General features: G+C 31.1%; 11 protein-coding genes. 1 reads left to right on the top strand and 10 read right to left on the bottom strand.

The window, feature by feature from the left end:
* From Q0138_RS07435 to Q0138_RS07410, 6 genes are all read right to left on the bottom strand, one after another.
* Positions 1-825 (bottom strand): hypothetical protein (locus Q0138_RS07435; RefSeq protein ID WP_297982806.1); only part of this gene is annotated, 825 nt, incomplete at its 3' end.
* 549 nt (positions 826-1,374) lie between these two features.
* Entirely contained in the window at positions 1,375-1,953 is a 579-nt protein-coding gene (gene hisB / locus Q0138_RS07430; protein ID WP_297982804.1) for an imidazoleglycerol-phosphate dehydratase HisB, read from the bottom strand.
* A gap of 243 nt (positions 1,954-2,196) precedes the next feature.
* Entirely contained in the window at positions 2,197-2,388 is a 192-nt protein-coding gene (locus tag Q0138_RS07425) for a 4Fe-4S binding protein (RefSeq protein ID WP_297982810.1), read from the bottom strand.
* 226 nt (positions 2,389-2,614) lie between these two features.
* On the bottom strand, positions 2,615-3,307 hold the full coding sequence (locus Q0138_RS07420; protein ID WP_297982802.1) for a TOBE domain-containing protein: 693 nt from the start codon (positions 3,305-3,307) through the stop codon (positions 2,615-2,617).
* A 671-nt stretch (positions 3,308-3,978) separates the two neighbouring features.
* Complete coding sequence (locus Q0138_RS07415; protein WP_297982800.1) at positions 3,979-5,544, bottom strand: flippase; 1,566 nt, start codon at positions 5,542-5,544, stop codon at positions 3,979-3,981.
* 262 nt (positions 5,545-5,806) lie between these two features.
* On the bottom strand, positions 5,807-6,400 hold the full coding sequence (locus tag Q0138_RS07410; protein ID WP_297982798.1) for a flavodoxin family protein: 594 nt from the start codon (positions 6,398-6,400) through the stop codon (positions 5,807-5,809).
* Positions 6,401-6,668: 268 nt separating this feature from the next.
* On the opposite strand from Q0138_RS07410, the gene Q0138_RS07405 reads away from it, so the two are divergent.
* Positions 6,669-7,457, top strand: a complete 789-nt coding sequence (locus Q0138_RS07405; RefSeq protein WP_297982796.1) for a hypothetical protein — start codon at positions 6,669-6,671, stop codon at positions 7,455-7,457.
* A gap of 287 nt (positions 7,458-7,744) precedes the next feature.
* Here the strand turns inward: Q0138_RS07405 and Q0138_RS07400 are convergent, their stop codons facing one another.
* From Q0138_RS07400 to Q0138_RS07385, 4 genes are all read right to left on the bottom strand, one after another.
* Positions 7,745-8,059, bottom strand: a complete 315-nt coding sequence (locus tag Q0138_RS07400; protein ID WP_297982793.1) for a zinc ribbon domain-containing protein — start codon at positions 8,057-8,059, stop codon at positions 7,745-7,747.
* Between the two features lie 279 nt (positions 8,060-8,338).
* A complete protein-coding gene (locus Q0138_RS07395; RefSeq protein ID WP_297982808.1) occupies positions 8,339-9,565 on the bottom strand; it encodes a bifunctional 5,6,7,8-tetrahydromethanopterin hydro-lyase/3-hexulose-6-phosphate synthase in 1,227 nt (408 codons plus the stop codon).
* Positions 9,566-9,961: 396 nt separating this feature from the next.
* Positions 9,962-11,011: a putative sulfate exporter family transporter gene (locus tag Q0138_RS07390; protein ID WP_297982791.1), complete on the bottom strand. Its 1,050-nt coding sequence runs from the start codon at positions 11,009-11,011 to the stop codon at positions 9,962-9,964.
* 95 nt (positions 11,012-11,106) lie between these two features.
* Complete coding sequence (locus tag Q0138_RS07385) at positions 11,107-12,936, bottom strand: threonine--tRNA ligase (RefSeq protein WP_297982787.1); 1,830 nt, start codon at positions 12,934-12,936, stop codon at positions 11,107-11,109.
* Positions 12,937-13,039 lie beyond the last annotated feature (103 nt).

Below are 13,039 nucleotides of genomic sequence, written 5' to 3'. Positions count from 1 at the left end.
TTTTGCTTTTGTGTATATTTCTTGTTTTTCTTCTTCTGTTAGGTATCCTTGGAATGTTTTTTCTTTGTTTTCGGTTTTCATTGTTATCACCTTGGTAATTTTTTCTTTTTCATTATCATTTAATAGTTCACAAGCCAATACAAATTGTATGGTCTTGATTTCAAGCAATTTGCTGCTTACTATTCTTCCATCCAAGCTATTGGTTAGTTTTGCAGCTTTTTTTAACAATTTTTTCTTTTTCCCTTTTTTCCTTGTCATTAATGGCAATAGTTCAAGTAAAACAATGTCTTCTTCATTAAAGACTTCATTATTCTTTATTTTGGCATTTATCCTATTTAAAGCTTTATTATAATCAAATTCGGTTAACGATATGATATGTATAGTAAACCCATAGTCTCCGAAGTTTTTACTTATTTTTTTCACTTTTTCATTAGCTATTGTTACAACGTAGAGTTGAACATGCTTCTTTTCCTTATGAACTAAACTAGCCATATAATTTCCAAATCTAGTGATGTCATCCAAGCTTAATTTTGTACTTTGAAATTCGATTATGCAGATCATGTTTTCAAAATTTTTTATGATTATGTCTACATGCAGTTCCTGGTAAAAATAATTTATTATTTCACTGTCCATAAATCCCTTAAATTCTCCCGGAATTTTTAGCATGATGAAGAATCCATTTGGATTTTTCTTGAAAATGGTTTTAAATATTTTGTCATAGGGTTTATGAATTTTTTCCTTTTTCATTTTTTCTTCTAAAGACTTGAATCCTATAGGTTCCAATATTCTATAATCCAGTATATTTTCACCTCCTTTACTTTTCATAAATGGGTTTATTTAGGTCTTGTCTTATCCTATGGTTTTTATTATATTTAAATCTTTTATTTAATTCTTTTTTTTATCTAAAATTTATTATTATTTTTTTAAATTTTTATTAAATGAATATAATATTGATTTTAGATTGTAAAATTGATTTGATTTCGTAATTTTGTTTTAGAATAGTAATTTTGCTTTTATTTCTTACGTTCTTTTGATTTTGTTTTTAGGTTTACTATTTGATAATCGTTTTATTTTAAAAATATGGAAAAGTAATTATATTGCAATTAGTAGAGGTAATGAAAAAAACTAAACAAGAATAGAATAAAGAGTATAAAAAGAATAGAAAAGAGTAGAAAAGAGTAGAAAAGAGTAGAAAAGAGTAGAAAAGAGTATAAAAGTGTATAAAAGAATAGGATAAAGAGAGTGGAAAAGAGTAGAAAAGAGCAGAAAAGAGTAGAAAAGAGTAGAAAAGAAGTAAAATAATAGGGTAAAAAGAGTAGAAAAGAATAGAAATAAAAAAATTTTAAAAAATAAAATAAAAAATAAAAAGAAATTTTATAAAACACCTTTAGTGCTTAAAATTTCATCATGCTCTATTTTGCATGCGTCATATAAGGCTTTTGCAAATGCCTTGAAGACAGCTTCTGCCTTGTGGTGATCATTTGAACCTTCGCAAGTTCCATAGATGTTTATTTTTCCACTGCTCGCAAAGGATTCAAAGAAATGGACAATAATGTCTGAAGTCAAGTCTCCAATCTTGTCGTTTTTAAAGTCAAGGCTCATGTTGCAGTAACTGCGTCCGCTGATGTCAATTGCAACAGTTGCTACAGAGTCATCCATCGGAACAATTGCATGAGACATTCTTCTAATTCCTCTTTTGTCTCCAATCGCTTCATTAAAGGCTTCTCCAAGTAATATTCCAACATCTTCAACTGTGTGGTGATCGTCTATTTCAATATCTCCAACAGCCTTGATCTTTAAATCGATAAAGCTGTGTTTTGAAAAGGACTCAAGCATGTGGTTAAAGAAATTAACGCCTGTGTCAATATCGTATTTTCCAGTTCCATCAATGTTTAATTCTATTTCTATATCAGTTTCTGATGTTTTTCTAGAAAGATTTGAAATTCTAGCCATGAAATCACTTCGGATTTAATTTATTATTATTTTTTTATTATTATTTTTTTTTATTATTTTTTTATTTTTATTTTTTTAATTTTTAAATTCGGAATTATTATTTTTTCATTTTTTATTTTTTTATTTTATTATTTTTTAAATTAGGAATTATTTTTAAGCAATAAGTAAAAGTACAATTCAATCTTTTAAGTTATTTTCAATAAAAAAATAACCTTTAATTTAATTAATTTCACGATTAATTATTCATTCGTCTGGAGCATTTCTTATGATTTTAATTGCATCTGGACCGCATTTCATTGCACATAATGTACAAACATGACAATAGCTTAGGTTTGATACATGTGCAACAGTATCAATTGTCCAAATGTACCCTCCTTTAGGACAAATTTCCTTACAGTTACCGCAAGCGGTACATTTGTCCTCATCAACTTCTATTTTTAAAATAATATCACCTATGAATAAAATCTGTAATTGTAATAAATAAGCAAATGATTAAGCATGAAAATAAATGCAGGATGTTTTATTCTTTTTTTAAATTATTTTAAGTTAAAAAATAAATATTTTTACTCAATACGATATAAATACTTCTTCATTTTGAGTAAAAATTAGAAAAAACTCTCTATTTTATCTTTAAATCAGAATAATTTCTTGTTTTTTTTAATTATAATTTTAAAGTAGCAATAGACAAAGCTTTAAATCCAATATAAACTTCTTTTCCCAATGCCAGTTCAAGATCTTTTCCAGCGGATAATGTTATGTCTGAATAGAATTCCGCGCCTTCAACATCAATTTTTACACGAACCATGTCGTTCTGGAGTTTCATTTCAGTAACTTTACCTTTAAATATATTTCTGATGCTGGATTCTTGAGGCTCTAGCATTATAAAGATATTGTCATAGCTGATTAATGCCAATACTTTATCTCCAACTTGATATGTCTTGTTTAAAGGCATGGTCATTGTTATTTCATTCATTTTAATTTGCATTATGCCTTTGGATTTGTCAATATCAAGGATTTCAGCTTCAAGCTCATTGGCTTCTCTATGAAGTTCCATAATGGCATTTATCTTTTTACATTCCTTTAAAATTTGTAAGCCCTCTTCTGTAAGGGTGGTACCGCCTCCACCACCGCTTCCACCTTTTTTGGTGTTTACGATAGCTATATCGAGACTGGATTCTATTTTATTAATGTAGTTTAAAGCGGTCCTATATGAGATTTTACATTGTTTAGCTGCTTCTGTAATGGATCCCATTTCATTTATGAATATCATTAGATCGAATTTCTTTTCATCAAGGAGAAAAGTTTTTCCATCTATGTTTATTTTGTATTCTATTCCAGCTATTACATCTGTCATTTATTTCCCTTCTTATTATTTATTACCTATAAAATACTATGGATTATACTTTATTTTTTTTATTTATTAAACTTATTTATTTTTTTATAGATTTATATTTTTATTTAATTGCTTATTTTTTTATTTTAGACAGATTTTTAATATTATTTTTTAGAACTTCCATTGATTAACAATCAAATTCATCTATATCAGTCAATTTTTCAATATTTATTAGTTTTAATACTTTTAATTAGATTTTTATAAAAATTTATTTTTATTCTTTATTTTGCCATTTAGATTATTTTAGTTTTCTTTTTCTTAATAAAAATTATTATTTTCTCTTTATTGTTGTAGTGCTAAAATATTTAATTTTAAATAAAAATTTAATACGTTATGAATAATTTTTACTTTCCATTTTTTATTTTTATTCATGTCGATTAAAAAGGGACTTATTTTTTTTGTATTATAATTGCTAAAGAAAGTTTTGACATGCTTGGTTTATAAATAATCTATAAGAAAATTAGCCAAATCACTGTAATTGAATAAAAGGAGAAGAAATTTAAAAATTCAAGAATATTTATAAAAAGAGAGTATGGAAAAAAGAAATTAAATAAAAGGGGAATAATTATTTTGTTCAATGGCTGTTTTTGTCAATGAGGTTTAATATTTTAATAGGGGAATAATTATTTTGTTCAATGGCTGTATTTGTCAATGAAATTTAATAATTTATTTGCAAATCCTTTTATAGGGCCTAATTTGTGGGCGTATTTTCTAAATGCTGCAACGTCCTCATGGGATAAGGTTCTAAGAACTATGATTGCAATTATATAAATTATTGGACAAATGATCAATCCTATAATCAATCCAAGAACTGTGTTTGGAAGAACAATTACAGGCAAGGCCATAATTAAGGAAGCTATAGTCACCTTTGTTAGGAAACTGTAAGGGGCATGTGTCTTTGTTAATCTAAATTGAATCAGGAACATAGGAATCATCATAATGAATGATGAGATTGTGGTAGCCAAAGCACCTCCTTCAATTCCGTAAAGGGGGATTAAATACCAGCCAAGGCCTAAAGTGATTATGCATCCTAAAATAAGAATGTACATTGGGATTTTCGGATTTCCAATTCCTTGCACAATACTTCCGGAAATTGTATAGATTGAGTAGAAAGTCATTCCTAAAACCAATATTGCAAGAGCCAATGCTCCGTTCATATAAGCGCCATTGGTGAAATAGACAAGTCCGAGGATTTCCTGAGCAAATATTGCAATTCCTACACACATTGGAATAACAAAGAACATTCCATATTTATATGCGGCCTTCACATATTTTTCAAGGAGGTTTTGATCCTTGAGTGCATATGCTTCAGATGTTGCAGGCAATATTGTTGTAGCTATTGAACTTGAAATAACCAGGGGAAGCCTTGCAATCGGATCTGCTGCTGTAAAGTAACCTATGGCAACGGCAGGTAAAAAAACACCCATAATCAATGTGCATATGCTGTAAATGCCCATTTCTGCAAGTGCGGTAACGGTTACAGGAATTGAAAAGAATACCAGTCTTTTTGCAAGTTTCAATTCATCCTTGAGAGAAAACTCAAAATCAGGACTTGCTGGCGGGATATATTTTCCCATATACCTTTTGAAGATATAGATTGCAGATATTGCAGATGCTGCAAAAGCTAAAACAGAACCTAAAACAGCACCAAGTGTGGATAATCCAAGAATAACAAGTGCTGTTGCAAAAAGAATCATGAATATTTGTTCGATAGCCCTTGTATATAAAATATATTCCATTTTATATACTCCTTGGAATGCTCCTCTGAATGCGCCTACTATTACGCTGAATGGAGTGATTAAACCGACAGCCTGCAGTGGAAGCAATGCCTCTGGCTTATGGAAGTATCCTGTAATTATTGGAGCTGCCACAAAAACCATTACAAGTCCAAAGAAGATTCCTAAAAAGACCATTATCTTCAATGCCGTAAAAATAGTTTGACGAGCAAGGTCCTCCTCATCAAGAGCATTGTATTCGGAAACGTATTTGGCGATTGCAGGTGGCAATCCAGCTGCAGACAAGACCTGGAAGATTCCTTGAAACGGAGTTGTCAATCCAAGAATACCATAAGCTGCAGGTCCTAAAAGGGAAGCCATAAGAAAACGGTAGACATATCCTCCTACACGAAATATAAGATTTCCAACAAGGATTATGGCACTGCCTTTAGCCACCTTTGCACTGCTGTTTTCCGAACTCATATGATGTCCTCAATCAAAATAAGTTTTTAGCCATTTAGGCTAATTTTATTAATTTTAGTTTGGATAAAAAATAATTTTCTTATTAAATATAACTTAATAGTCTTATATATATTTTTAGTCCATATATTAATTTTAGTAATTTTCTTTTATTTTCATCAATACAGAAGTGTTCAAATAATTTTTTACTTTTAATTTCTATTAATATTTAATATTTTTTTCTTTTACTTTTAATTTCTATTAATATTTGAATATTTTTTCTAATTTAAGCTTTAAACTCAAGTAAAAATTCCTTAAAATTATTTACAGTCATATCCAATGTTTTTAAGCCGTATTCGTCATTTTCAACCCCTTCAGCACCTCCGTCCTGTGACCATAAACATGCTCCAAGGTTTGCACCAAAGGATCCTCCACTAAGTGGAATGATTTTATTAAGTAGGTAAAATGTGTTTATCTGTTGGATTGCCAATTCCTGACCTCCTGCTCGGTCACCACCTACAACAATTGAAATTCCGACCTTATTTTTAAAAATGTCAATGTCTTCCATTATCAATGCTTGACATCTGTCTATAACTGCCTTTAATTGTGCGGAAATGCTTCCAAAATGAATTGGACTTGCCATAACTATTCCATCTGCCTGCTTAAGAGAATTGTATATGATGGCCATGTCATCATCAATTGAACATTTTCCTTCCTTTACACATTCATCACAGTGTGTACAGGGTGAGATTGACAAATTCCTTACAGAAAAGAATTCTGTTTCGATAGAATCCTCTTTTTCCAATTCGTTAAGTGCCTTTTTCAATAAGAATTCTGTAGCACCATCTCTTGGACTTCCACTAATTCCAATGACTTTCATTTTATCCCCTTTTTATTAAATTTTGACTTTTCTTTTCTTGAAAATTTGTTTAAAAATTTATTTTTGAGTGTAATTTTTTTATATTTAAGTTGATTAAAAATTAAATCTATACTCTTAATTTTTTCAATATTTTTATTTAATTTTTTATATTTTCATTGATCAATTTTTATATTTAACATTGTAAGTATAAAATTTATATAAGATAAAAAAGTAATATTATAATATTCTATAAATAGTTTTATGAACTTTTTAATTTTCGGTGTTTCATATGGATTTCGTAAAAGGTATTGTTAAAAAATATTTCAGGTCATATAATAGAACCTTAAAGGATGGTACTAAAAAGACCTATAAGACTGAACAAGTTCAGGTAACAATATCCAAAAGCGAAAACATATTTGAAGACAAACAAGATGTATTTATTATTTCTCAAGAACAGGCTGAAGAGATTGACAACAATCAGGAAATGTTGTCTGCTTATGAATTGTTTAATTCAATGTTGTCTGAAGACAATAAAAAATTGAGAAATGAATTGGAAGAGGTCAAGAATGAGCTTTATTCCAATACAACTAAACTTCAAGCATTTACCATTGAATTGGATGACAATAAGAATGAATTGGATAAGTCCAATAAGAAATTGCTAGTTTTAAAAGAGGACTGTACCAATCTAAGAGACCAGCTTGAAGAAAGTAAGGCCACTATTTCTAACTTAAAGGATCAATTGGATGACAAGAATTTCATCATCTCTGATTTGAATGATAACATAAATGGTTTAAATGAAAAATTAGCTGGTTTAAACAATAATGGTTTTGGATTCAATCCTTTAAATGCTAGTTTGATTTCAAATGTTAGTGATGAGGACAGTGATGTCTTGGTCAGTGATGTAAAGGCTAGTGTTGAATACAATTATGCTGATTACATTGAACTTCAAAGAGAATATGTAGCTCTTTTAAAGAAATATGAAGACGCTCAAGAAAACTTATACAATGAAAAGGTTAAGGTAATTCATTATAAGAACTTACTTGACAAATTTAAATCATTCATTTTAAGATTAGAATAATTTTAATTATTTATTTTAATATTTGAACAATATTAATCCTTTTTTTACTATTTTTATCAATTTTATATTTAGTCTATTTTTTACTATTTTTTTTATTTTTTTATCCTGATTTTATATTTTTCTTAGTTTTTTTACTATTTTTTTTAATTTTTTTTATCAATTTTATATTTTTATTAGTTTTTTTTACATTTTTTTTAATTTTTTTACATATATGTAAATTTTTATTTACTTTTTTTAAGATTCAATAAAAAAACAATAGATTTTAAAAATCTATTGTAAATAAACAATTACATTCCGCCTCTGTAACCCATTATTTCCTCTTCATCTTCATCTATCTCGTCGTCAGGATTTGGATTCCATCTTTTTAAATTAGGCAAGAAGTTAATGAGCAGTCCGGTAACTTCCTCTTCCCGTAAGTCACGATTTCTTCTCATCATCCTTTCTGCATTTCTAATGATCATGTCATTTACAGTAATGTCAGGTTCTGTAAACTCTCCATTTTGGAAACAGTCTTTACAGTAGTCTTCATTTGGACTGTTGTCCTCATTGGTTCCATAATCATTTCTTCCCATAGGTCTTCCACATGAATTGCAAAATCCCATTCTACACCTCTTTGGAAAATTTTTTAAAAAAAATAGCTAATTAGAATTAATCTAATTAGCTTGAGTATTATAATATTTTTAAAAAGAAAAATAAAAATTTTTAAAACATTAACGAAAAATAAAAAAGAGAATAATAATTGAATTTATAAAAATTAATTTTCAATATTTTCATTAATTAAATATTCATTTTTAAATTAATTTTCAATATTATTCATTAATCAAATATTCATTAATTTTATAAAAATTAATTTTCATTATTATTCATTAATCAAATTTCATTTATTCTTTTTTGATTTCTTCGTCTTCTTCCATTGCAACTCTCATGTGGTTTGGATCAACAGGCATGTGAGCTAGGAAGTCTTCTGCAGCTCTTCTTGGGTCACCGGAACCGATGATGTATCTTCCTGCAATGATTATGTCTGCACCTTTTTCAAATGCTTCTTCACATTTTTCAGGAGTTACTCCACCTGCAACAGCAACTAAAGCACCGCTAACTTCTTTGATTTCCTTAATGTTACCCCATGCGCTTACGTCATCAAGGCTTTTGCCTTCAGTTCTGAGTTGACTTTCAAGGTCCACATTTCTGTGTAAGAGTACAATGTCAGGCATTAAGTCATCTTTGATTAATTTTAACTTGTCAGCAAAGTTGTCTACATTCATCATATCGAGAATTGAGTAGATGCCTTGTTTTTTGGTTTCGTGAATAGCCTTTTCAATGGATTCGATAGTACCGAGACCGGAAATAGCTACTGCGTCTGCGGTTTCATCTGCGGCCATTTTAACTTCAACTCTTCCTACATCCAAGGTTTTCAAGTCTGCAATAATGAATGCACTAGGTGCCAATTCTCTGATTTTGCCGACAACTCCAACTCCGAATTTTTTAACGAGAGGAGTTCCTGCTTCGAGAAGGATTCTTTCTCTGTTAGGGAGTTGTTTAATGATTCTTTCCATTACATCTAAGTTATCAAGGTCAAGAGCAACTTGCAAGTAAGGAGGTTCGTAAAGTTTTTGTGCCTTGAATCCCATGATTGCGTGGGTTCCACGATCTTTTTCGTATAATACTTTTTTCATGTCTGGGTATCCTTCCAATGCTCTTTTGATTGCAAGCTTTGTTGCAGCATAGTTATATTGGTAAATTTTTCTGTAATCTTCAGCAGCCGGACTAATGAATACGCTTGCGTTGATTACCCATTCTTCAGCCTTGTCTTCAGGAATGGTTCCTTCCTGTACAGCATCAGCAACTGCCCTACCTACTGCAGTTTGAGCTGGTCCAAATATTTTGCTTGCATCGTCTAAGTCACCAACAGTTACTTTAGGAATAATGATGGTGGCTGGTTTTGTAATTAAGTTAGGTCTGATTACACTAAGTAATGGGGTGTGACCAACAGATAATTGACTTAATCCATTAGCAAAAGCGTTTCCTACAGGACCGTCTTTTTTACCGATAAGTAAATCAACGTGTGCTAATTCGTCTCCGTCTCCAATGAGAGCTTCACCTATAAACATTGTATCGTCATCTTTTTTTACCATTTTATATCCTCCAGAATTAAGGAAATAATATTAAATTTAATAAGTTTGTAAAAATTACAATATTCTCCATTTGGAATTAATATTAAAATTTAATAATCTTTAAAAATTACAATATTAGAATAATTCATGCAAAATCAAATATAATCTTCAAATATAGTAATTATTTATACAATTTAATTTATGATTTTAATCTAATATATAGTTAAGTAATATTGCTACTGGACAGTTTTCAAAAACTTTGATTTTATTTTTTCGAATCTTTTTTGATTTTAAAAATTAATATTTCTTTTATTTAGAAGTTTTTTCCAGTTTTTAAAAGATAAAACTTTACCCTATTTTTAGAAGTTTTTTTCCATTATAAAAGAAAAAATCTTACCATATTCCAAGCAAATGTTGCAATAATAAACTTACAATTGTTATAGATATCCAACAGCTTGCTCCAAGCAATAATGGTTTTCCTCCACTTTTTACAAGCTTTACAATGTCACTGTTTAGGCCTATGGCAAGCATAGCCATAACAATTAAAAACTTGCTTATCTCCTTGAGCGGGACAAAGAGATTAGGGTCTGCTCCAAAGGCCACTGTAATTGTTGTTATTAGGGATGCAAGTATAAAGAATGCTATAAATGTTGGAAATGCTCTTTTTAAACTGAATCCTTCCCTATTGTCAAGTCCCATATTATTCTTCACTTCTTCCTTCTTTCCAATAATATAGGATAATGCAAGTGTTATAGGGATTATTGCAAGTGTTCTTGTAAGCTTTACTGTTGCAGCCTTGTCAAGTGTCTGGGATCCAAGTCCCCACATATTGTCCCATGTTGCGGCTGCTGCAGTCACTGAGGATGTGTCGTTGATTGCTGTTCCTGCAAATATTCCGAATGCCTCTCCATCGACGGTTGAAAATCCAAGGATTCTTCCAAGGAATGGAAAAATGATTGCAGCTATCACATTAAAGAAGAATATGATTGAGATGGATTGGGCAACTTCCTCATTCTTTGCACCAATGATTGGAGCTGTTGCAGCTATTGCAGAACCTCCGCAGATTGATGATCCTACGCCAATCAATATTGCAGAGTTTCTCTCCATCTTCAAGGCCTTCATCATGAGATATGCAATAATCAGTGCTATTGATATTGTTCCTATAATGATTGGAAGTGACTGGATTCCGGTTTGGACAATGACGGTCAGGTTAAGTCCAAAACCTAAAAAGACAACTGCAAGTTGGAGTATGTATTTTGATGTAAATCCGATTCCCTCCTCTGCTCTGCCTTTGTCTTTCCAAAAGATTGCAATGATCATTCCAAGAATTATTGCAATGATTGGCCCTCCAATTATGGGAAAGAGATTTCCTAAAAGGAATGATGGAATTGCCAGTAAAAAACAGATGATTAGTCCAAGAATGATTTCCTTGTTTAGAATCATAATATCATGTAAAAAAATTGTTTTTATAAAATTAAAATTTATTTAAAAAAGTAGTTTGAATAAAAAGAGAAAAATATAAGTTGAAATCAATCAACTTATTTAAAATTAATTCTGTCTGCAGTGTTTCTTGGTAAAGGAAGTCTTCTGTAAGGCATTCCTTTAGTTTCTTCCTTGATTGCTGCAATAAGGTCTTCAGCAGTCATGTCGACCTTTTCACCAGTGGATCTTACAGTTACGGAATAGTTGTCGGTTTCAATTTCCTTGTCTCCAATAACTATAATGTAAGGCACCCACTCTTTTGAAGCGTTTCTAATCTTCTTTCCGACTCTATCATCACTGTTGTCCACATCTACACGAATATTGGCCTTTGCAAGCTTGTCAGCCAATTCGTTTGAGTAATCAAGATGTTTTTCACCGATAGGTAAGATTCTAACTTGTGATGGACTTAACCATACTGGCAACATTGGAGCCTTGCCGTCTTCTTTTGCAGTGTTTTCAAGCAAACTGCAGATAACCCTTTCAACACTTCCGGTAGGGGAACAGTGCAATATGATAGGGTTTTGAGGTTTTTCTTCCTCATCCACATATTCGATTCCAAATCTTTTACCGCTTTCAACATCTATCTGTACTGTAGGGTTTTCAATAGGTCTGCCTAAGTAGTCAATAGCTGCAAAGTCGATTTTACAAGACCAGTAATGTTTTCTTTCAGGAAGGATTTCTAAAAGCAATGGCTTGCCGATTCTTTTGGCGGTTGCTTCCATCCAGTCCTTATGCTCTTCGTAGAAGTCTTCGGTTGCTCTGAAGATTGCTTCATAGTTAACGTCTAAGTCAACGCCGGTTTGTACACACATGTCAACCTGTGCATCAAATTCCTTCAATGCCTGTGGCATGTCTGCACAGAAACTGTGCATATCCGGCATGGTAAATGCCCTTAATCTTTTAAGACCTACAACTTCTCCTCTTTTTTCAAATCTGAAACTGTAGGTTGACAATTCATAAACCTTTGCAGGCAAGTTTTTCCAGGTAAGGAAAGAGTCTCCAAGAACTCTGAATGCACCGAAACAACATGCAAATCTAAGCATTAGGTCTTTTTTGGTTGCAGTCTTATATTGTCTTTCTCCAAATTTGGCTGCATGTTCCCTGATTGCGTCATTTGCAAGATCATAGAAAATAGGAGTTTCAATAGGCATTGCGCCTAAGTCAACAACGAAATTGTATACGTAATCTGCAAGCAAGTCACGTACCAATCTTCCTTTAGGATACCATTTAAGGTTTCCAATGTCGGAAGCGATTTCATAGTCGCACAATTCCTTTTCCCTCATGATTTTAACATGTGGAGGTTCTCCCTCATCGGAAGCTCCAACTCCCAATTCATATGCAACCAGTTTTTCCAAATCTTCACTTTCATAATTGTACTTGTCGGTTTCAATGATTTCTCCATCATCGAAGATTAACCATTTGGATGGTTTTTTCTCTTCTTCCTCTTCCTCCTCTTCAGCAGATTCTGCTGTAATGGTTCTGGAAAGTTCGGATAATGGATGTCCTTTACAGGAGATTTCAAATGCCTTATACCAACCGAATGGTACTCTAAACACTTCATATCCTTCTTCCTTAAGTGCATCTTCAGCGTCCTTCAATACTTGAACGCCTACTTTAGGACCACTTAAAGAGGATGAAAGGTGAGCATATGGGTATAAAACAATTCTGTCTGCCTTAACTTCTTCATTGGTTTTTTTAACTTCAGCAACTAAATTTTTAACAACTGCAGATGGATTTTTTTCATCTTCTTTTTCAACAGCTGTAAAGACAACTAATGCTTCTTCAAATGCATCAGACTTTTTAGCTTCTTCTATTTCTTCAGCCACTGGAGTTTTATTCTTTACTTGATATTTGATATAATCAGAGTGAATAAGTAATACTCTCATCTTTTCACCAGCTTTGTTTTAAATAATTCAATAAGATTAATTAACGTATCTTGGATACATTATAATATTATACTTATATTTTTTATATTATTTAATAATTAGT

Origin of the sequence: uncultured Methanobrevibacter sp., from assembly GCF_937906425.1 — an archaeon.
GTDB lineage: Archaea > Methanobacteriota > Methanobacteria > Methanobacteriales > Methanobacteriaceae > Methanobrevibacter.
Note: the sequence above shows the minus strand (reverse complement) of the source record. Positions and strands in the feature narration are given on the sequence as shown.

What these genes read in the sequence shown, in the direction of transcription:
- hisB (WP_297982804.1), bottom strand. Translation starts at nt 1,953, where the DNA reads ATGGCTAGAATTTCAAATCTTTCTAGAAAAACATCAGAAACTGATATA.
- Q0138_RS07420 (WP_297982802.1), bottom strand. Translation starts at nt 3,307, where the DNA reads ATGACAGATGTAATAGCTGGAATAGAATACAAAATAAACATAGATGGA.
- Q0138_RS07415 (WP_297982800.1), bottom strand. Translation starts at nt 5,544, where the DNA reads ATGAGTTCGGAAAACAGCAGTGCAAAGGTGGCTAAAGGCAGTGCCATA.
- Q0138_RS07410 (WP_297982798.1), bottom strand. Translation starts at nt 6,400, where the DNA reads ATGAAAGTCATTGGAATTAGTGGAAGTCCAAGAGATGGTGCTACAGAA.
- Q0138_RS07405 (WP_297982796.1), top strand. Translation starts at nt 6,669, where the DNA reads ATGGATTTCGTAAAAGGTATTGTTAAAAAATATTTCAGGTCATATAAT.
- Q0138_RS07400 (WP_297982793.1), bottom strand. Translation starts at nt 8,059, where the DNA reads ATGGGATTTTGCAATTCATGTGGAAGACCTATGGGAAGAAATGATTAT.
- Q0138_RS07395 (WP_297982808.1), bottom strand. Translation starts at nt 9,565, where the DNA reads ATGTTTATAGGTGAAGCTCTCATTGGAGACGGAGACGAATTAGCACAC.
- Q0138_RS07390 (WP_297982791.1), bottom strand. Translation starts at nt 11,011, where the DNA reads ATGATTCTAAACAAGGAAATCATTCTTGGACTAATCATCTGTTTTTTA.
- Q0138_RS07385 (WP_297982787.1), bottom strand. Translation starts at nt 12,936, where the DNA reads ATGAGAGTATTACTTATTCACTCTGATTATATCAAATATCAAGTAAAG.